Origin of the sequence: Enterobacter cloacae complex sp. I2 (genome assembly GCF_014896205.1) — a bacterium.
Taxonomy (GTDB): domain Bacteria; phylum Pseudomonadota; class Gammaproteobacteria; order Enterobacterales; family Enterobacteriaceae; genus Enterobacter; species Enterobacter quasihormaechei.
This window is the reverse complement of the sequence record NZ_JADBRA010000006.1, coordinates 1-19132: the sequence shown is the minus strand read 5'-3', so window position 1 is coordinate 19132 and position 19132 is coordinate 1. Positions and strand designations below refer to the sequence as shown.

The following is a 19132-nucleotide window of genomic DNA, read 5'->3' as shown; positions in this document are numbered from 1 at the left end:
AGACTTGCATACCCAGGAGCATTACCTTGACTATATCCAGGATTTCCCGTCTGGCGTTGGCACTTGCCTTTGGCGTGACTTTATCCGCTTGCAGTTCAACTCCACCGGATCAGCAACCTTCTGAGCAGGTTGCTCCGGGCACCGCTTCCCGTCCGATCCTGTCAGCGGATGAAGCGAAGAACTTCACCCGTGCGCACTACTTCTCGGCGATGGATCCTAATGCAGCCCCGTGGACGCCTTCTTCTATTAATCTGCCGAAACAGCCAGACTTCGTCGTGGGTCCGGCCGGGGCGCAGGGCGTGACGCACACCTCCATTCAGGCAGCCGTTGATGCTGCCATCACCAAACACAGCGCATCTCGGCAGTACATTGCCATCCTGCCGGGTGAATACGAAGGAACCGTTTACGTTCCTGCCGCGCCGGGAAGCATTACGCTTTACGGCCTGGGTGAAAAAGCGGTCGACGTGAAAATTGGCCTGGCGATTGATTCCGAAATCGACAGTACCACCTGGCGTCATCTGGTGAACCCGGCCGGTAAATACATGCCAGGTAAACCGGCGTGGTATATGTTTGATAACTGCCAGAGCAAGCGTGCCGCCACCATTGGCGTGATGTGCTCTGCGGTATTCTGGTCACAGAACAACGGCCTGCAATTGCAGAACCTGACCATTCAGAACACCCTGGGGGACAGCGTTGACGCGGGTAATCACCAGGCCGTGGCGCTGCGCAGCGATGGCGACAAGGTACAGATTAACAACGTCAATATTCTGGGCCGCCAGAACACCTTCTTCGTGACCAACAGCGGCGTGCAGAACACCCTTCAGAACAACCGTCTGACGCGTACTCTGGTGACCAACAGCTACGTTGAAGGCGACGTGGATATGGTCTCTGGCCGTGGTGCGGTGGTGTTTGAGAACACCGATTTCCGCGTGGTGAATTCACGTACTCAGCAGGAAGGTTACGTGTTCGCACCGGCCACGCAGTCCAACCTGTTCTATGGTTTCCTGGCCGTGAATAGCCGCTTTACTGCGGCTGGCGATGGCGTTGCCCAGCTTGGTCGCTCTCTGGACGTAGACTCTGCCACCAATGGCCAGGTCGTGATCCGCGACAGCGTGATTAATGAAGGCTTTAACATGGCGAAACCGTGGGCGGATGCGGCGATCTCGAAACGTCCATTCTCCGGCAACACGGGCACGGTGGATGATAAAGAGAACGTGCAGCGCAACCTGAACGACGCTAACTTTAACCGCATGTGGGAATACAACAACCGCGGTCTGGGCAGTAAAGTGGTTGCTGAGCCGAAGCAGTAAGCTGTTTTGCCGGGTGGCGGCTTCGCCTTACCCGGCCTACTCCAGACATAAAAAAACCTCGCATGGGCGAGGTTTTTTTATGTCTGCGGATCAGTGCGCGTTAATCACAACCCACATTGGACCTTGTCCGACCGCGTAGCGGCCTTTCTCTTCCAGCAGCCCCTGCACGCCTGTGATTTCATACAGCGCGATGTGGTGGGATTTCTGCCCCGCAGCAATCAGATATTTGCCGCTGTGGTCGACGTTAAAGCCGCGCGGCTGGGTTTCTGTCGGCTGGAAGCCTTCAACTGCCAGGACGCTGCCGTCTTCTGAAACGCTGAACACGGTGATCAGGCTGGAGGTACGGTCGCAGGCATACAGGTGACGGCCATCCGGCGTGATATGAATGTCTGCCGCCCAACGCGTGTCGGAGAAGTCAGATGGCATCATATCCAGCGTCTGTACGCACTCGATCTGCCCGTTAGGATCTTTCAGTTCCCACACGTCTACCGAGCTGTTCAGCTCGTTAACGACATAGGCATACTGCTGATTCGGGTGGAAGACCATGTGGCGCGGGCCTGCCCCTTCCACGGTGGTGACTTCCGCCGGGCTTTGCGCGACCAGATGGCCGTCATCGCTCAGGGTAAACAGGCAGATGCGATCCTGCTTGAGCGCGGGCACCCACAGCGTACGGTTATCCGGCGAGATGTTGGCGGAGTGGCATCCTTCGAGCCCTTCGACCACGTCGACGGTTTCAACGGGAATACCGTCTTCCAGGCGGGTAACGCTCACGCAGCCTGCATTGTAGGAGCCGCTGAAGATAAAGTTGCCTTTGTGGTCGGTAGAAATATGGGTCGGGCTGCCCGGCAGCGGGGCTTCTGCGGTATAGGTCAGGGCGCCATCATCCGGGGAGATGCGGTAGGCCAGCACGCGGAATTCCGGGCGCACGCCGACATACAGAAAACGTTTATCCGGGCTGACGACCATCGGCTGAACCTGGCCTGGCACATCAACAACCTGAACCAGCGTAAGCGAACCTTCTGTATTCAAACGCCAGACATGGATCTGCTGACTTTCAGGACTGGCGGTATAAACGGTTTGTTTCATGAATACTCCTGATTATTTTTTAACGGTGAATGCTGAATTGTAGTCCGGGATTTTGCAGGGTTCCGCTCTCGGTGTACCATCCCGACAGACCTTAAATTCAACGTTAACCCGGAAGAAAAAATGACCTCGCGAGTGATTGCACTGGATTTAGACGGAACACTGCTTACCCCGCAGAAAACCCTGCTCCCCTCTTCCCTTGAAGCCCTCAAACGAGCCCAGGAAGCGGGGTATCAACTCCTCATCGTAACGGGTCGACATCACGTTGCCATTCATCCTTTTTATCAGGCACTGGGCTTAGATACACCTGCAATTTGCTGTAATGGCACCTATTTGTATGATTATCAGGCAAAAAAGGTTTTAACCTCCGATCCGCTTCCTGTTTCTCAGGCGCTGCAATTAATTGATTTACTGGATGAGCACGCAATTCACGGCCTGATGTATGTGGATAACGCCATGCTGTATGAACGCCCTACCGGTCATGTGATCCGCACCAGCAACTGGGCTCTGTCCCTGCCGGAAGCGCAGCGTCCGGTGTTCACTCAGGTTGCCTCCCTGCGCCGGGCGGCGGAAGACGTTGAGGCCATCTGGAAATTTGCCCTGACCGATGAGGACACCAGCAAACTCAATACCTTCGCGAAGCATGTTGAGCATACGCTGGGTCTGGAATGTGAATGGTCCTGGCACGATCAGGTGGATATCGCCCGCAAAGGCAACAGCAAAGGCAAACGTCTGACCCAGTTCGTTGAATCTCAGGGCGGATCGATGCGCGACGTGATTGCCTTTGGCGATAACTATAACGACATCAGCATGCTGGAAGCCGCCGGCACGGGCGTGGCGATGGGCAACGCCGATGACGCGGTGAAAGCGCGTGCTGACGTAGTAATTGGCGATAACACCACCGACAGCATCGCGCAGTTTATCTACACCCACCTGCTGTAATCAGGCGGTGATGGAGACGCTCTTGATTTGCGCGTAAAGCCACAGGCCAGGCCTGATGCCTAACTCATCCCTGGCCCACGGGCTGATGCGCGCCCACAGCGTTCTGCTGCCCACTTCCAGCTGCACTTCCACCTGGCCGTTATCATCAAAACACTGCGCCACTTTTGCGCGCAACACATTGCGGATACTGGTTTGCAGCGGCGGTTGCAGGACCAGTGAGACATCTGACGCCTGAATGCGGATGCGTAACGTCGACTGAATCGGCGTGTCGATTTTGTTAACCCACAGATGCTGATCGCCCAGCGCCAGGGCGGTCATCGCATAGTGCGGATGGTGCTCCAGTACGCTCACCTTCAGAATGCTGCTCTGCTGCTCCTTTGGCAGCCACGGGTGCATAACGCTGCTGCCCCACACCTCTTCGAGATTACCGAAGGCCTTCACCCTCCCCGCTTCCAGTACCAGCACTTTATCGGCCAGATGTAAGATCTCATCCAGCGAATGGCTGACGTACAGCATGGGCACGTTGATTTCCCGCGCCAGACGTTGCAGGTACGGCAGCAGCTCGCGCTTGCGCGGAATATCCAGCGAGGCCAGCGGCTCATCCAGCAGCAGCAGCTCCGGCGCGGTTAACAGGGCGCGGCCAATCGCCACGCGCTGTTTTTCGCCCCCCGACAGCGAAGACGGCAGACGATCCAGCAGCGATTCGATACCCAGCAGCGCCACCAGCTTATCGAACTGTCCGGCCATGCTTTTTGCCATGCCGTAGCGCAGGTTACCGCGCACGCTGTAGTGTGGAAACAGGCGCGCATCCTGAAACACATAGCCGATGCGGCGCTTGTCCGGTGACAAGCAAACCTTCTTTTCCGCGTCGTTTAAGACGCGATTATTTAACACAATGCGGCCAGACTGGGGGCGCGTCAGGCCGCTAATCGCATTTATCAGCGACGTTTTTCCCGCCCCGGAAACGCCAAAAATCGCGGTGATACCGCTGGCAGGCAGCGTTTCGTTCAGCGTCAGGGTGTGGTTGCCCAGGGTTTGCGTAAAGTTGAGTTCCAGCATCACGGTTTCCCCATCCGTTCACGGCTGAGGCGCGCCAGCCACTCCGACACCAGCAGCGAGACCAGGGCGAGCACAATCGAAATAATACACAGCCGGGCCGCCGCACCTTCGCCGCCCGGCGTCTGAATCAGGGTATACATCGCCGACGGGATGGTCCGCGTCTCGCCCGGAATGTTTGATACAAAAGTAATAGTCGCACCAAACTCGCCCAGCGAGCGGGCGAAGGCCAGCACCGTACCGACGATAATGCCCGGTAACGTGAGCGGCAGGGTGATGGTCAGAAATACCCGCCAGCGGCCTGCGCCCAGCGTGCGGGCGGCCTGTTCCAGCCGGATATCCACCGCTTCCAGCGCCAGACGGATAGCGCGCACCATCAGCGGGAAAGACATCACCGCCGCGGCAAGCACCGCGCCGCGCCAGCTGAAAGCAAAGGTCAGGCCAAACCAGTCGTACAGCCACTCGCCGATAACGCCGCGTCGCCCCATGGAGATCAGCAGCAGATAGCCGACCACCACAGGCGGCAAGACGAGCGGAAGATGAAGAACACTGTCGAGCAGGGCTTTGCCTGGAAACTTCACGCGAACCAGTAACCAGGCAAAGAACACCCCAAAGGGCAAACTCAGCGCAACCGCCAGGGAAGAGACTTTCAGGCTCAGCAGCACGGCCTGCCATTCAGGTTCGGTCAATATCATTCGTGAGTCGTAAATCCGTAACGTTTAAAGATAGCGGACGCTTCCGGCCCCTTCAGGTAGTCAACGAAGGCCGTCACGGTCGCATTTTTATGTCCATCAACTATCGCAACAGGATATTCCACTTTCTTATGCGAGTCTTCCGGGAAGGTACCCACTACCTTCACGCCTTTACTGGCAACGGCATCGGAGCCGTAAACAATCCCGAGCGGGGCTTCGTTACGCTCCACCAGCGCCAGCGCGCCACGCACATCTTCTGCGGGTGCCAGCTTAGGCGATAAGGTCTCCCATGCGCCCAGCTTTTGCAGCGCTTCCTTCGCATAAATTCCGGCAGGAACATGCTCCGGATCGCCCACCGCCAGACGGCCACCGTTCAACAGACGGGTCCAGTCCGTCTGTTTGTTAATGGCAATGTCGCCCTGCTTGCTGTTTGCGGGCGCGACCACCACCAGGCTATTGCCCAGCAGCGTTTCGCGGGTAGCCGTTTCAACAGACTTCTTGTCCACCGCGTAATCCATCCATTTCTGATCGGCAGAGATGAACAGATCCGCAGGCGCCCCCGCCTCGATCTGGCGGGCCAGCGTGGAAGAGGAAGCAAATGACGAGACAACCTCGACGTTTTTCTCTTTTTTGTATTCCGCAGCAATATCCTGCATCGCGTTAGTCAGCGACGCCGCCGCAAAGACCGTGATTTTTCCTTCATCCGCCAGCGCGTGGCCGGTGAGCGAGAGTGTCAGCGTTGCCCCTGCGAAAAGGCGTACCCATGAACGTGCCATTTGAAGCTCCTGTGCGTTTCGTTATATACAAATAAATATAACGATATATCACAGGCGTTCATAGCGTTAAATCGTACCCATTAGTGCGTAAACTCAAGGAACGTTGTAAAAGATATCGGCGGGAGAGAAATAAACTTGAGAGCAAAACGCCCGGACTGACCGGGCGTTTTGGAGGAAATCATTGCTGCTTTTTAGGCTGGTCACGACGATGACCAATGTTCGAAAAGACGTTGAACACTTCACCCAGGCCGTAGATGGCACCGAGGATGATAGCCATCACTACTGGCACCATGATTACCGCGAATACCAGACTTTTCAACAACTCTAACATGGTTTTCTCCAGATCTTGTGAACGGCTTATTCTACCCTGAAAAGTAAGAAAAACATCCCCTTTTGTGCGGTGCGCTTTTCGCATCAGGGCATTTGGGTCACAATAGCCTTTTTGCCGGGACCCCGTTATGCAGGCTGAAATTCTCCTCACCCTACGCCTTCAGCAGAAGCTTTTCGCCGATCCGCGACGCATCGCCCTGTTAAAACAAATAGAACAAACTGGCTCGATTAGCCAGGGCGCCAAAAACGCCGGCATCAGCTATAAAAGCGCCTGGGATGCGATTAACGACATGAACACCCTGAGCGAACAAACGCTGGTTGAGCGCGCCACAGGCGGAAAAGGCGGCGGCGGCGCCGTGTTGACGCGTTACGGGCAACGTCTGATCCAGCTCTACGATTTACTGGCGCAGATCCAGCAAAAAGCATTTGATGTGTTGAGCGATGACGACAATCTGCCGCTGGACAGCCTGCTGGGCGCCATCTCCCGTTTTTCATTACAGACCAGCGCCCGCAACCAGTGGTTTGGTACGGTGACGGGACGCGACCATTCGCAGGTGCAGGAGCATATTGAGATCCTGCTGGCGGACGGTACGACGCGCCTTAAAGCCGCCATCACCGCGCAAAGCGGTCAGCGCCTCGGGCTGAATGAAGGTCAGGAGGTGCTGGTATTACTTAAAGCGCCCTGGATCGGCATCGCGCTGAACCCTGAGCAGGCCGCAGAGGCCGACAACCAGCTACGCGGTGAAATCAGCCACATTGAACGCGGCGCAGAACAGTGTGAAGTGCTGATGACCCTGCCGGATGGACAGTCGCTCTGCGCCACCGTTCCGGTGAACAACGCGGCTGAATTAGTCGAAGGTGCTGTGGTGACCGCATATTTCAATGCCGACCGGGTAATTATCGCCACATTATGCTAAGCGCATTGACAACCCTGACGACTCTGGGTATCCCTGACATCTGTTGCTGCAAAAAATGGGATAACACATGTCATCATTGCATATTTCGCAAGGCACGTTTCGTCTTGGCGATACCCGTACCTTATCGCTGCCAGAGTTAACCTTGCGCGCCGGAGAAAGCTGGGCGTTTGTGGGTACGAACGGCAGCGGAAAATCGGCGCTGGCCCGCGCCCTGGCGGGTGAATTAACCCAGCTGGAGGGTGAGCGTCGGTGCACGTTTACCCGGCTGACGCGCCTTTCCTTCGAACAGCTGCAAAAGCTGGTCAGCGATGAGTGGCAGCGTAACAATACCGATTTGCTCAGCCCCGGTGAAGAAGATACCGGCCGCACGACGGCGGAGATTATCCAGGATGAAATTAAAGACCCTGCCCGCTGTCAGCAGCTTGCGGAGCAATTTGGCATTACCGCCCTGCTTAACCGCCGTTTCAAATACCTTTCTACCGGCGAGACGCGCAAAACGCTGCTGTGCCAGGCGCTGATGAGCGAGCCGGAACTCCTGATTCTGGATGAACCGTTTGACGGGCTGGATGTGCAGTCCCGCGCGCAGCTGGCCGCGTTGCTGTCAACGCTTAACCAGCAGGGATACACGCTTGTGCTGGTCCTTAACCGCTTTGATGAGATCCCTGATTTCGTTCATTATGCGGGCGTGCTGGCTGACTGTAGCCTGACCGAAACCGGCGAGAAAGCCGGACTGCTCCGGCAGGCGCTGATTGCGCAGCTGGCGCACAGCGAAAAGCTGGACGGTATCGCCCTGCCGGAGCCGGATGCGCCATCGGCGCGACACGGGCTTGATCCCGATCAGCCGCGCATCGTGCTGCGCGATGGTGTGGTTGCCTACGACGATCGCCCTGTTCTTAATCACCTCAGCTGGACGGTTAATCCCGGTGAGCACTGGCAGATCGTCGGCCCCAACGGGGCGGGTAAATCCACGCTGCTGAGCCTGATCACCGGGGATCACCCCCAGGGATACAGCAACGATCTGACCCTCTTCGGTCGTCGTCGCGGCAGCGGGGAAACCATCTGGGACATCAAAAAGCACATCGGCTATGTCAGCAGCAGCCTGCATCTGGACTACCGCGTCAGCACTACGGTGCGCAACGTGATCCTGTCCGGCTTCTTTGATTCTATCGGTATTTATCAGGCGGTATCGGACAAGCAGCACAAGCTGGCGCAGGAGTGGCTGAATATTCTGGGCATGGACCATCGGGTAGCCGATGCGCCCTTCCACAGCCTGTCGTGGGGGCAGCAGCGGCTGGCGTTGATCGTCCGCGCGCTGGTCAAACACCCTACGCTGCTGATTCTGGACGAACCGTTGCAGGGACTGGATCCGCTTAACCGCCAGCTGATCCGACGCTTTGTGGATGTACTGATTAGCGAAGGTGAAACCCAGCTGCTGTTTGTCTCCCACCATGCTGAAGACGCCCCGTCCTGCATGACCCATCGGCTGGAATTTGTGCCTGACGGCGAGCATTACCGCTACCTGCTAAGCAAAATCGATTAACCCATGGAGGGCGCCGCCCTCCGCTTTTCAGACAACCCGCAACAATACTTCTCTATCTCTTTGATCTAAAATGCACGAAGTCTGTGAAAAAGCGCGTGTGAAACCCTGTGTAAACGATACCACTATTTTATCCCATGTCACACTTTTCGCGTCTCTGATATGCTATGGTTAATTCATACCATAAGCCTAATGGAGCGAAATATGCGAGTTCTGGTAACAGGTGGTAGCGGTTACATAGGTAGTCATACCTGTGTGCAACTGCTGCAAAGCGGTCACGACGTCGTCATTCTTGATAACCTGTGCAACAGTAAGCGCAGCGTGCTGCCGGTCATTGAACGCCTTGCGGGAAAACAGCCGACTTTCGTGGAAGGCGATATTCGCAATGAAGCATTGATGACTGAAATCCTTCACGATCACGCGATTGAAACCGTTATCCACTTCGCCGGCCTGAAAGCGGTGGGCGAATCGGTAGCAAAACCGCTTGAGTACTACGACAACAACGTCAACGGTACCCTGCGTCTGATCTCCGCCATGCGTGCGGCAAACGTGAAAAACTTTATCTTCAGCTCCTCCGCGACCGTCTACGGCGACCAGCCAAAAATTCCTTACGTTGAAAGCTTCCCGACCGGTACGCCGCAAAGCCCGTATGGCAAAAGCAAGCTGATGGTGGAGCAGATCCTGACCGACCTGCAAAAAGCCCAGCCTGAGTGGAGCATTGCGCTGCTGCGCTACTTCAACCCGGTTGGCGCGCATCCGTCAGGCGACATGGGCGAAGATCCGCAGGGCATTCCTAATAACCTGATGCCGTATATCGCGCAGGTTGCCGTGGGGCGTCGCGACTCCCTGGCGATTTTTGGTAACGACTATCCCACCGAAGACGGCACCGGCGTGCGCGATTACATTCACGTGATGGATCTGGCCGACGGCCACGTGGCGGCGATGCAGCAGCTGGCAGATAAACCGGGCGTGCATATTTACAACCTCGGCGCCGGCGTCGGCAGCAGCGTGCTGGATGTGGTGAATGCCTTCAGCAAAGCCTGCGGCAAGCCGGTGAACTACCACTTCGCGCCGCGCCGCGATGGCGATCTTCCGGCTTACTGGGCCGATGCCTCCAAAGCGGATAAAGAGCTTAACTGGCGTGTCACACGCACGCTCGATGAAATGGCACAGGATACCTGGCACTGGCAGTCACGCCATCCGCAGGGCTATCCGGACTAAGGATTTGTCATGACGCAATTTAATCCCGTCGATCACCCGCATCGTCGTTTTAACCCGCTCAGCGGGCAATGGATTTTAGTTTCACCGCATCGCGCCAAGCGCCCCTGGCAGGGGGCGCAAGAGACGCCTGCAAAACAGACGCTGCCACAGCACGATCCGGACTGCTTCCTCTGTCCGGTCAACACGCGCGTGACGGGCGATAAAAACCCGGACTACAAGGGCACCTTCGTTTTCACAAACGATTTCGCGGCGCTGATGACCGACACGCCGGACGCGCCGGAAAACCGCGACCCGCTGATGCGCTGCGAAAGCGCCCGCGGCACCAGCCGCGTGATCTGCTTCTCACCCGACCACAGCAAAACGCTGCCGGAGCTGAGCGTTGAGGCGCTGAAAGAGGTTGTCAGCACCTGGCAGGCGCAAACGGCGGAGCTGGGCCAGACCTATCCGTGGGTGCAGGTGTTTGAAAACAAAGGCGCGGCGATGGGCTGCTCTAACCCGCACCCGCACGGCCAGATCTGGGCGAACAGCTTCCTGCCGAACGAAGCCGAACGTGAAGACCGGCTGCAAAAAGCCTATTTCGCAGAGAACGGGTCGCCGATGCTGGTGGATTACACCCAGCGTGAGCTGGCGGACGGCAGCCGCACCGTGGTGGAAACCGAGCACTGGCTTGCCGTGGTGCCGTACTGGGCGGCGTGGCCGTTTGAAACGCTGCTGCTGCCAAAAGCCCACGTCCAGCGCATTACCGATCTCAGCGACGCGCAGAAAGACGACCTTGCCCTGGCGCTGAAAAAACTGACCAGCCGTTACGATAACCTCTTCCAGTGCTCCTTCCCTTACTCCATGGGCTGGCACGGCGCGCCGTTCAACGGCGAAGAGAATCAACACTGGCAGCTACATGCGCATTTCTACCCGCCGCTGCTGCGCTCAGCAACGGTACGTAAATTCATGGTGGGCTATGAAATGCTGGCGGAAACCCAGCGCGACCTGACGGCGGAACAGGCGGCAGAACGTCTGCGTGCCGTTAGCGACGTCCATTACCGCGAATCAGGAGTCTAAAAATGAATCTGAAAGATAAAACACAATCCCTGTTTGCTGAAAAATTTGGCTACCCTGCCACCCACGTTATTCAGGCGCCAGGCCGCGTTAATTTAATTGGCGAGCACACCGACTATAACGACGGTTTTGTGCTGCCCTGTGCCATTGACTACCAGACGGTGATCGGCTGCGCGAAACGTTCAGATCGTATGGTGCGGGTGATCGCCGCGGATTACGGCAACGAAATGGACGAATTTTCCCTCGACGCGCCGATCGTGACCCACGACAGCCAGCAGTGGTCGAACTATGTGCGCGGCGTGGTGAAGCATCTTCTGAAGCGTAACAAGGATTTCGGCGGGGCCGACATGGTTATCAGCGGCAACGTGCCGCAGGGAGCAGGATTAAGCTCTTCTGCATCACTGGAAGTGGCGGTCGGCACCGTCTTCCAGCAGCTTTATCATCTGCCGCTGGACGGCGCGCAGATCGCCCTCAACGGTCAGGAAGCGGAAAACCAGTTCGTGGGATGCAACTGCGGCATTATGGATCAGCTTATTTCCGCGCTGGGCAAGAAAGAGCATGCGTTGCTGATTGACTGCCGCTCGCTCGGCACCAAAGCGGTTCCGCTGCCAAAAGGTGCGGCGGTGGTGATCATCAACAGTAACTTCAAACGCACCCTGGTGGGCAGCGAGTACAACACCCGCCGCGAGCAGTGTGAAACCGGCGCGCGCTTCTTCCAGCAGCCGGCCCTGCGTGATGTTTCTCTCGATGAATTTAACAAGGTTGCCCACGAGCTGGATCCGGTCGTAACGAAGCGCGTGCGTCACGTGCTGACGGAAAATGCCCGTACCGTAGAAGCCGCCTCCGCGCTGGCGAAAGGTGACCTGAAGCGCATGGGCGAACTGATGGCAGAATCGCATGCCTCCATGCGCGACGATTTCGAAATCACCGTGCCGCAAATCGACACCCTGGTTGAAATTGTAAAAGCCACGATTGGCGACAAAGGCGGCGTGCGTATGACCGGCGGTGGGTTTGGCGGCTGCGTCGTCGCCCTGGTGCCGGAAGAGCTGGTTCCTGCCGTTCAGGACGCCGTGGCGAAACAGTACGAAGCCAAAACGGGCATCAAAGAAACTTTCTATGTCTGCAAAGCATCACAAGGAGCCGGACAGTGCTAAACGAAATACCTACACTCGCACCGGATGGTCTGCCGTATCGCCTGTTAACCCTGCGCAACAGCGCCGGGATGGTGGTTACGCTGATGGACTGGGGCGCAACCCTACTTTCTGCCCGCGTCCCCATGCCTGACGGCAGCGTGCGCGAAACCCTGCTCGGCTGCGCATCCCCCGAGCAGTATATTGAGCAGAACGCTTTTCTTGGCGCGTCCATAGGCCGCTACGCCAACCGCATCGCCAGAAGCCGGTTTGAGCTGGACGGCGTAGAATATTCCCTGCTTTCAAGCCAGGGGGAAAATCAGCTGCACGGCGGTCCGGAAGGGTTTGATAAACGCCGCTGGAAGATTGTGCAGCAAAATGACGGTGAGGTCTGGTTCTCTCTGGACTCCCTCGACGGTGACCAGGGCTTCCCGGGCAATCTGACCGCAACCGCGCGCTTCACCCTGACCGGGGATAATCGCATCGCTATTGAGTACCGCGCGACGGTCGACAAGCCGTGCCCGGTTAACCTGACTAACCACGCTTACTTCAACCTTGACGGCAACCAGACCGATGTCCGTAACCACAAACTCCAGATCCTGGCGGACGCGTATCTGCCGGTCGATGAGATGGGTATCCCGTACCAGGGGCTGAAACCGGTAAGCGGCAATAGCTTTGATTTCCGTCAGCCGAAAACCATCGCCCAGGATTTTCTGAGTGATGACGATCAGCGCAAGGTGAAAGGCTACGACCACGCTTTCCTGTTGCAGGCGAAAGGCGATCTTTCTCAACCTGCCGCACAGGTCTGGTCCGCGGATGAGAAGTTACAGATGACGGTCTACACCACCGCCCCTGCCCTTCAGTTCTACTCCGGCAACTACCTGGAGGGCACCACGGCGCGTGAATATAACGACTACGCCGCCTGGCAAGGTCTGGCGCTGGAGAGCGAATTCCTGCCGGACAGCCCTAACCATCCAGAATGGCCGCAGCCGGACTGCGTACTGCGTCCGGGTGAAGAGTACACGAGCGTCACCGAGTATCATTTCATTCCGCGCGCTTAACGCCCGGCGGCGCTGCGCCTGCACGGGCCTTTGAATGTAGGCCGGATAAGCGAAGCGCCGTCCGGCAAAAAAGCCAGGCCCTCACCGCGAGGGCTTTTTTATCTCCGCTTGCTGAAAATAGCGGCGATCGCAGACAAAATCATAACCCTGGATTCACATGCATCTTACACTCTCGAACTATTTTCGCTATGGTTAGGGTTAAGCGTTGCTGCTGGCACAGTCACGGCAATATAATGAGAATTGTTATCATTCAAAATGCTTGAGGAGTAAGAAATGGCTAATACTAAGCTTGTCCTGGTGCGCCACGGCGAAAGCCAGTGGAACAATGAAAACCGCTTCACCGGCTGGTATGACGTTGATCTGTCCGAGAAAGGCGTGAGCGAAGCAAAAGCGGCAGGTAAACTGCTGAAAGAAGAAGGCTTCACCTTTGACTTTGCTTACACCTCTGTGCTGAAACGTGCCATCCATACCCTGTGGAACGTTCTGGACGAGCTGGATCAGGCCTGGCTGCCGGTTGAGAAATCCTGGAAACTGAACGAGCGTCACTACGGTGCGCTGCAAGGTCTGAACAAAGCGGAAACCGCAGAGAAATACGGTGACGAGCAGGTTAAGCAGTGGCGTCGCGGTTTCGCGGTAACGCCTCCAGAGCTGAGCAAAGATGACGAGCGCTACCCGGGTCACGATCCGCGCTACGCGAAGCTGACTGAGGCTGAACTGCCACAGACCGAAAGCCTGGCGCTGACCATCGACCGCGTGGTGCCTTACTGGAACGAAACCATTCTGCCGCGCCTGAAAAGCGGCGAGCGCGTTATTATCGCTGCTCACGGTAACTCCCTGCGCGCGCTGGTGAAATACCTGGACAACATGGGTGAAGATGAGATCCTCGAGCTGAACATCCCTACCGGCGTACCGCTGGTGTACGAGTTCGACGAGAACTTCAAACCTGTTAAACATTACTATCTGGGTAACGCCGACGAAATCGCTGCAAAAGCGGCGGCAGTGGCGAACCAGGGTAAAGCGAAGTAATTTTCGCCGGACATAAAAAAAGCGTGGAGCCATCCACGCTTTTTTATTGCCCGCGATAGACTCAGCCGCGACGCGCTTTTACCGCATCCGCCAGCTGGCGCAGGATCGCATCGGTATCGTCCCAGCCAATGCAGGCATCCGTCACGCTCTTGCCGTAGACCAGCGGTTCGCTGCCCTCAAGATTCTGGTTACCTTCCACCAGATGGCTCTCGATCATCACCCCAATCACCGCGCGTTCACCGTTGGCGATTTGCTGACAAACATCCGCCCCGACTTCCATCTGCTTTTTGAACTGTTTGCTGGAGTTCGCATGGCTGAAATCGATCATCACCTGCGGCGCCAGTCCCGCTTTCTCCAGACCCGCCTTCACTTCCGCCACGTGTTTTGCGCTGTAGTTAGGCTCTTTACCGCCGCGCAGAATGATATGGCAGTCGCCGTTACCGCTGGTATTCACAATCGCCGAGTGGCCCCACTTGGTCACCGACAGGAAGCAGTGCGGCGCGCCAGCCGCATTGATGGCATCAATCGCGACCTTGATGGTGCCATCCGTGCCGTTTTTGAAGCCCACCGGGCATGAGAGGCCAGACGCCAGCTCGCGGTGAACCTGAGATTCCGTGGTGCGCGCGCCGATGGCGCCCCAGCTCATCAGGTCAGCCAGATACTGCGGCGTGATCATATCCAGGAATTCTCCCGCCGCCGGCAGCCCGCTGTCGTTAATTTCCAGCAGCAGCTTACGCGCAATGCGCAGACCATCGTTAATCTGGAAGCTGTTGTCCATGTGCGGATCGTTAATCAGCCCTTTCCAGCCCACGGTGGTACGCGGTTTTTCGAAATAGACGCGCATCACGATTTCCAGTTCGTCCTTCAGCTCTTCACGCAGGGTGAGCAGTCGTGACGCGTACTCTTTGGCCGCAGCAGGATCGTGAATAGAGCACGGCCCGATCACCACCAGAAGACGATCGTCGCTACCTTTGAGGATCTTGTGGATCGCCTTGCGGGCATGAGACACCGTGTTAGCGGCATTTTCAGTGGCGGGGAATTTTTCAAGGAGCGCTACGGGAGGTAATAACTCATTGATCTCTTTAATGCGTAAATCGTCGTTCTGATAATTCATCTTCTTTCCGGCTCTGCCATATCTTTAGTAATGAAAGCAATGCTTTCAATCTAACTTGTCGGCCTTGAAGTGTAAACGGGCTTTTACACTTCACGCAGATAATTCCTGGAATTCGCCTAAAATTCACCACAAAATAGCGAAAAATGAGATCTGGCCTAAACTTTTTACTTGTAACAGCTGAATTTAAATATTTATACGCGATTCCATTCTGCCCTCACGCAGAAATCCGGGATCTTTCGCCACTGAACAAGATGCACTGTTGGAGAATGTTATCCAGCGTAACGATAAGAACAGGAGCACCATGATGAAAATGACGAAACTGACTACGCTTTTCCTGACGGCAACCCTTACCCTGGCAAGCGGCAGCGTGCTGGCAGCCGATGCAGGTTCATCCGGCAGCAACGGTGACGCGAATGCTGCTGCCGAAGCAGGCCAGGTTGCGCCGGATGCAAAACAGAATATTGCGCCAAATAATGTTGATAACAGCAATATCAACACGGGCAATACTAACACCGGCGGTACGAATACCGGCACCATGAACCACGACGGCATGACCAACGATGAGGTTCATAAAAACTCGATGTGTAAAGACGGTAAATGTCCGGACCCCAATGACAAAGTGGGTAGCGATGCCAATACCAAAACGGACGGCACCACTCAGTAAGCCTGTCTAAGAAGAAATAAGGAGAGCGCATGCTCTCCTTTTTTATTTAAGCACTTAAAAACGCTACACTAAAAATAATAATAAATCAGGAAAGATATCATGGCGCATTCCCACTCCCATTCTCCCTCTTCCGGCGATGAAAACGCCAAACGGCTTCTGCTGGCATTTGCGGTCACCGCCACGTTTATGGTTATTGAGGTCATCGGTGGCCTTATATCCGGCTCGCTGGCGCTGCTGGCCGATGCAGGTCACATGCTTACCGATGCCGCGGCGCTGCTTTTCGCGCTGCTGGCCGTGCAGTTTGCCCGTCGCCCGCCCAATGCCCGCCACACGTTTGGCTGGCTCAGGCTGACCACGCTTGCCGCCTTTGTGAATGCGATTGCCTTAGTGGTGATTACCATACTCATCGTCTGGGAGGCTTTTCAGCGCTTTCGGCATCCTCAACCGGTAGCCGGGACAACGATGATGGTGATTGCCATTGCCGGCCTGATTGCCAATATTCTGGCGTTCTGGATATTGCACCGCGGCAGCAGCGAAAAAAATCTGAACGTGCGGGCCGCGGCGCTCCACGTGCTCGGTGATTTGCTGGGTTCTGTTGGTGCGATTGTGGCAGCGCTGATCATTATGGGCACGGGCTGGACCCCTATCGACCCGATTCTTTCCGTGCTGGTATCGTGCCTGGTATTGCGCAGCGCCTGGCGGCTGTTGAAGGAGAGCGTAAATGAGCTGCTGGAAGGCGCGCCCACGTCACTGGATATTGGCGAACTGAAGCGCAACCTGAGTCGCTCCATTCCTGAGGTTCGTAACGTTCATCACGTTCACGTCTGGCTGGTTGGCGAAAAACCGCTTATGACGCTGCACGTTCAGGTTGTTCCGCCCCACGATCACGACGCGCTCCTTGAACGTATTCAGCATTTCCTTGAGCATCACTATGAGATCGCGCACTCCACTATCCAGATGGAGTACCAGCCTTGCAGCGGGCCAGACTGCCACCTTAACGAGGCGCAGTCGGGCCACTCACACGCACATCACCATTAACGGGAAAGCGCGCGAGAGCCACGCTCACGCGCGCTGTTAATCCACATGCGGCTGCCGTTGAGAGCAATGAAGGTCAGCAGCATGTACTCCAGCGACATGGCATAAACGCCCTGAAGGGCAAAAATCACCACGCTAATCACGTTAATCACCACCCACAACAGCCAGTTCTCAACGTATTTACGCGTCATCAGGATCATCGCCGCAATCGACAGCACCATCATGCAGGAATCCCAGAACGGGAAGGCGTCCGGCTGAAGCTCTGGCAGGGTGACGTTCAATCCCAGCCCCGACATCACCGCGACCGCCACGCGCGTCAGGAAGGCAAATACCGGATCGATAAAGACGGTCATCAGCCCGATAGCCACCACGCAGGCCGCGAGCCAGGCGAGGGCTTTGGGCAACGGCAGCCAGCGGATTTGCAGCTCCGCCTCCTGCTGGCTGTTTTGCCGTGACCAGACATACCAGCCGTAGATGTTGGCCGCAAAGAAGAACAGCTGTAGTAGCAGGCTGGCGTAGAGCTGGATCTGAAAGAAGATGATCGCAAACAGCGTAACGTTAATCAGCCCGAACGCATAGTTGCTGATCTTCTCAAGGCTAGCCAGCCAGATACAGAGTAAACCGGCCAGCGTACCTACCGCTTCAATCCACGACAGGTCATAGCCGCCCGCACCGATGGGGATGTGAACCAGGATGTTCTGTGTACTAAAAAAATCCATTTTTTCTCCGGGGCGTAATAAGTTAAGTACGTAGTGTAGCCGCAAAATCCAGCATGCGGTTAAGCGGAATTAACGCGCCTTCACGCAGGGCAGCATCCACGTGGATCTCATGCGCAGCGCCACCGTTCTCCAGCCCCTCCGCAATGGCTTTGAGGCCATTCATCGCCATCCACGGGCAGTGCGCGCAGCTACGGCAGGTCGCCCCTTCTCCGGCGGTTGGCGCTTCAAGCAGCTCTTTTTCCGGCACGGCCTGCTGCATTTTGTAGAAGATACCGCGATCGGTCGCCACGATGAGCTGCTTGTGTGGCAGCGTTTTTGCCGCGTTAATTAACTGGCTGGTTGAGCCGACGGCGTCCGCCATCTCGACGATCGACTGCGGGGATTCCGGGTGCACCAGAATCGCGGCCTGCGGGTATAAGGCTTTCATCCGGGTCAGCGCCTGGGTCTTGAACTCATCGTGGACGATACAGGCACCCTGCCAGCACAGCACATCCGCACCAGTCTGTTTTTGCACGTAGTTTCCCAGATGGCGATCGGGCGCCCAGATGATTTTTTCACCCATGCTGTCCAGATGTTCAATCAGCTCAACGGCGATACTGGACGTCACTACCCAGTCTGCCCGGGCTTTGACGGCAGCGGAGGTGTTGGCGTAGACCACGACGGTACGGTCGGGGTGAGCATCACAGAAGGCGGTGAACTCATCAATCGGGCAGCCGAGATCGAGGGAGCATTCGGCATTCAGCGTCGGCATCAGAATCGTTTTTTCCGGGCTGAGGATTTTTGCCGTTTCGCCCATAAAACGAACGCCCGCAACGAGAAGCGTAGAGGCAGGATGTTTAGCGCCGAAACGCGCCATCTCCAGCGAGTCTGAGATACAGCCGCCCGTCTCTTCTGCCAGCTGCTGAATTTCCGGGTCAGTGTAGTAATGCGCCACCATCACCGCATCACGCTCTTTAAGAAGGCGCTTAATTTTCTCACGATAGAACTGCTTCTCATCCCGGCTTAGCGGCGCTGGCTTCGGCGGGAAGGGATAAATTGCGGCTTCGGGATCAAACATCACACTCATTATGGCTTCTCGTTTTACTGGCTTAACAATATTGCCTTTGTTTTGCGGTAGATAGCAAAAATGACGGCAATGGTGTTTTATATACTAAACAAGATAGCGAATATCAGGTGGAATGTCATCGGGAATTGGTGCCGGCAGCATTTGTCGGGTGGCGGCTTCGCCTCACCCGACCTACAAAGCACTGGGGAACGACAGATAGCAAAAAGGCGCCTTTAGGGCGCCTTTTTACATTGGTGGGTCGTGCAGGATGACTCGGCTTCGCCTCGCCCTTCGGGCCGTTGCTACAGCAACGTTATCCTTCACGTTTAACATCTGAGTAAGACATTAAAATTGGTGGGTCGTGCAGGATTCGAACCTGCGACCAATTGATTAAAAGTCAACTGCTCTACCAACTGAGCTA

The 19132-nt window shown here is 56.3% G+C and carries 19 protein-coding genes and 1 other RNA gene; 11 read left to right on the top strand and 9 right to left on the bottom strand.

The annotated features are described in order from the left end of the window. Window positions 1-26 precede the first annotated feature (26 nt). On the top strand, window positions 27-1310 hold the full coding sequence (locus IM300_RS06590) for a putative acyl-CoA thioester hydrolase (RefSeq protein ID WP_063449317.1): 1284 nt from the start codon (window positions 27-29) through the stop codon (window positions 1308-1310). Between the two features lie 90 nt (window positions 1311-1400). Here the strand turns inward: IM300_RS06590 and pgl are convergent, their stop codons facing one another. Beyond that, on the bottom strand, window positions 1401-2396 hold the full coding sequence (gene pgl / locus IM300_RS06585; protein ID WP_063449318.1) for a 6-phosphogluconolactonase: 996 nt from the start codon (window positions 2394-2396) through the stop codon (window positions 1401-1403). 120 nt (window positions 2397-2516) lie between these two features. Between pgl and IM300_RS06580 the strand changes: the two genes are divergently transcribed. Then, on the top strand, window positions 2517-3335 hold the full coding sequence (locus tag IM300_RS06580) for a pyridoxal phosphatase (RefSeq protein ID WP_063449319.1): 819 nt from the start codon (window positions 2517-2519) through the stop codon (window positions 3333-3335). On the opposite strand, the gene modC is transcribed toward IM300_RS06580, so the two are convergent. The 4 genes from modC to IM300_RS06560 all read right to left on the bottom strand — a co-directional run bounded on the left by modC (window position 3336) and on the right by IM300_RS06560 (window position 6190). After that, a complete protein-coding gene (gene modC / locus IM300_RS06575; RefSeq protein WP_112792583.1) occupies window positions 3336-4394 on the bottom strand; it encodes a molybdenum ABC transporter ATP-binding protein ModC in 1059 nt (352 codons plus the stop codon). Further along, entirely contained in the window at window positions 4394-5086 is a 693-nt protein-coding gene (modB, locus tag IM300_RS06570) for a molybdate ABC transporter permease subunit (RefSeq protein WP_063866136.1), read from the bottom strand. Before modB ends, modC begins: the two co-directional genes overlap by 1 nt. Beyond that, the gene (modA, locus tag IM300_RS06565; protein WP_102751480.1) at window positions 5083-5859 is read right to left on the bottom strand and encodes a molybdate ABC transporter substrate-binding protein; all 777 of its coding nucleotides are present in this window, start codon (window positions 5857-5859) and stop codon (window positions 5083-5085) included. Before modA ends, modB begins: the two co-directional genes overlap by 4 nt. A 178-nt stretch (window positions 5860-6037) precedes the next feature. Next, window positions 6038-6190 carry an AcrZ family multidrug efflux pump-associated protein gene (locus IM300_RS06560; RefSeq protein WP_003858549.1) on the bottom strand — a complete coding sequence of 51 codons (153 nt, stop codon included), beginning with the start codon at window positions 6188-6190 and terminating at the stop codon, window positions 6038-6040. A 127-nt stretch (window positions 6191-6317) separates the two neighbouring features. Between IM300_RS06560 and modE the strand changes: the two genes are divergently transcribed. The 7 genes from modE (at window position 6318) to gpmA (ending at window position 14134) form a co-directional block, all read left to right on the top strand. Then, complete coding sequence (modE, locus tag IM300_RS06555; RefSeq protein WP_193035805.1) at window positions 6318-7106, top strand: molybdenum-dependent transcriptional regulator; 789 nt, start codon at window positions 6318-6320, stop codon at window positions 7104-7106. Between the two features lie 67 nt (window positions 7107-7173). After that, a complete protein-coding gene (gene modF / locus IM300_RS06550) occupies window positions 7174-8646 on the top strand; it encodes a molybdate ABC transporter ATP-binding protein ModF (RefSeq protein ID WP_193035803.1) in 1473 nt (490 codons plus the stop codon). Between the two features lie 201 nt (window positions 8647-8847). After that, a complete protein-coding gene (gene galE, locus IM300_RS06545) occupies window positions 8848-9864 on the top strand; it encodes a UDP-glucose 4-epimerase GalE (protein ID WP_063449325.1) in 1017 nt (338 codons plus the stop codon). 9 nt (window positions 9865-9873) lie between these two features. Beyond that, window positions 9874-10920, top strand: a complete 1047-nt coding sequence (gene galT, locus IM300_RS06540; RefSeq protein WP_193035801.1) for a galactose-1-phosphate uridylyltransferase — start codon at window positions 9874-9876, stop codon at window positions 10918-10920. A gap of 2 nt (window positions 10921-10922) precedes the next feature. After that, window positions 10923-12071 carry a galactokinase gene (galK, locus tag IM300_RS06535; RefSeq protein WP_107534946.1) on the top strand — a complete coding sequence of 383 codons (1149 nt, stop codon included), beginning with the start codon at window positions 10923-10925 and terminating at the stop codon, window positions 12069-12071. After that, window positions 12065-13108 carry a galactose-1-epimerase gene (galM, locus tag IM300_RS06530; RefSeq protein WP_193035799.1) on the top strand — a complete coding sequence of 348 codons (1044 nt, stop codon included), beginning with the start codon at window positions 12065-12067 and terminating at the stop codon, window positions 13106-13108. The genes galK and galM overlap by 7 nt, the downstream gene beginning before the upstream one ends. A gap of 273 nt (window positions 13109-13381) precedes the next feature. Beyond that, on the top strand, window positions 13382-14134 hold the full coding sequence (gene gpmA / locus IM300_RS06525) for a 2,3-diphosphoglycerate-dependent phosphoglycerate mutase (protein ID WP_006809557.1): 753 nt from the start codon (window positions 13382-13384) through the stop codon (window positions 14132-14134). 61 nt (window positions 14135-14195) lie between these two features. On the opposite strand, the gene aroG is transcribed toward gpmA, so the two are convergent. Next, entirely contained in the window at window positions 14196-15248 is a 1053-nt protein-coding gene (aroG, locus tag IM300_RS06520; RefSeq protein ID WP_193035797.1) for a 3-deoxy-7-phosphoheptulonate synthase AroG, read from the bottom strand. A gap of 304 nt (window positions 15249-15552) precedes the next feature. On the opposite strand from aroG, the gene IM300_RS06515 reads away from it, so the two are divergent. Together IM300_RS06515 and zitB are read left to right on the top strand one after the other, a co-directional pair. Continuing rightward, entirely contained in the window at window positions 15553-15912 is a 360-nt protein-coding gene (locus IM300_RS06515) for a protein YbgS (RefSeq protein ID WP_063449330.1), read from the top strand. Between the two features lie 99 nt (window positions 15913-16011). Continuing rightward, the gene (gene zitB, locus IM300_RS06510) at window positions 16012-16950 is read left to right on the top strand and encodes a CDF family zinc transporter ZitB (protein WP_193035795.1); all 939 of its coding nucleotides are present in this window, start codon (window positions 16012-16014) and stop codon (window positions 16948-16950) included. Here zitB and pnuC read toward each other — a convergent pair. The 3 genes from pnuC to IM300_RS06495 form a co-directional block, all read right to left on the bottom strand. After that, window positions 16947-17666, bottom strand: a complete 720-nt coding sequence (gene pnuC / locus IM300_RS06505) for a nicotinamide riboside transporter PnuC (protein WP_193035793.1) — start codon at window positions 17664-17666, stop codon at window positions 16947-16949. The two genes, zitB and pnuC, sit on opposite strands and share 4 nt — an antisense overlap. Before the next feature lie 22 nt (window positions 17667-17688). Continuing rightward, a complete protein-coding gene (gene nadA / locus IM300_RS06500; protein ID WP_193035791.1) occupies window positions 17689-18732 on the bottom strand; it encodes a quinolinate synthase NadA in 1044 nt (347 codons plus the stop codon). Between the two features lie 231 nt (window positions 18733-18963). Further along, window positions 18964-19132, bottom strand: a non-coding RNA gene (locus tag IM300_RS06495) — RtT sRNA.

Excerpts from the sequence above, each read along its gene's own strand:
- IM300_RS06560 (WP_003858549.1), bottom strand. The coding sequence starts at position 6,190 with ATGTTAGAGTTGTTGAAAAGTCTGGTATTCGCGGTAATCATGGTGCCA.
- modA (WP_102751480.1), bottom strand. The coding sequence starts at position 5,859 with ATGGCACGTTCATGGGTACGCCTTTTCGCAGGGGCAACGCTGACACTC.
- IM300_RS06580 (WP_063449319.1), top strand. The coding sequence starts at position 2,517 with ATGACCTCGCGAGTGATTGCACTGGATTTAGACGGAACACTGCTTACC.
- modF (WP_193035803.1), top strand. The coding sequence starts at position 7,174 with ATGTCATCATTGCATATTTCGCAAGGCACGTTTCGTCTTGGCGATACC.
- nadA (WP_193035791.1), bottom strand. The coding sequence starts at position 18,732 with ATGAGTGTGATGTTTGATCCCGAAGCCGCAATTTATCCCTTCCCGCCG.
- galK (WP_107534946.1), top strand. The coding sequence starts at position 10,923 with ATGAATCTGAAAGATAAAACACAATCCCTGTTTGCTGAAAAATTTGGC.
- aroG (WP_193035797.1), bottom strand. The coding sequence starts at position 15,248 with ATGAATTATCAGAACGACGATTTACGCATTAAAGAGATCAATGAGTTA.
- galE (WP_063449325.1), top strand. The coding sequence starts at position 8,848 with ATGCGAGTTCTGGTAACAGGTGGTAGCGGTTACATAGGTAGTCATACC.
- pnuC (WP_193035793.1), bottom strand. The coding sequence starts at position 17,666 with ATGGATTTTTTTAGTACACAGAACATCCTGGTTCACATCCCCATCGGT.
- gpmA (WP_006809557.1), top strand. The coding sequence starts at position 13,382 with ATGGCTAATACTAAGCTTGTCCTGGTGCGCCACGGCGAAAGCCAGTGG.
- modB (WP_063866136.1), bottom strand. The coding sequence starts at position 5,086 with ATGATATTGACCGAACCTGAATGGCAGGCCGTGCTGCTGAGCCTGAAA.
- modE (WP_193035805.1), top strand. The coding sequence starts at position 6,318 with ATGCAGGCTGAAATTCTCCTCACCCTACGCCTTCAGCAGAAGCTTTTC.
- modC (WP_112792583.1), bottom strand. The coding sequence starts at position 4,394 with ATGCTGGAACTCAACTTTACGCAAACCCTGGGCAACCACACCCTGACG.
- zitB (WP_193035795.1), top strand. The coding sequence starts at position 16,012 with ATGGCGCATTCCCACTCCCATTCTCCCTCTTCCGGCGATGAAAACGCC.
- pgl (WP_063449318.1), bottom strand. The coding sequence starts at position 2,396 with ATGAAACAAACCGTTTATACCGCCAGTCCTGAAAGTCAGCAGATCCAT.
- IM300_RS06515 (WP_063449330.1), top strand. The coding sequence starts at position 15,553 with ATGAAAATGACGAAACTGACTACGCTTTTCCTGACGGCAACCCTTACC.
- galT (WP_193035801.1), top strand. The coding sequence starts at position 9,874 with ATGACGCAATTTAATCCCGTCGATCACCCGCATCGTCGTTTTAACCCG.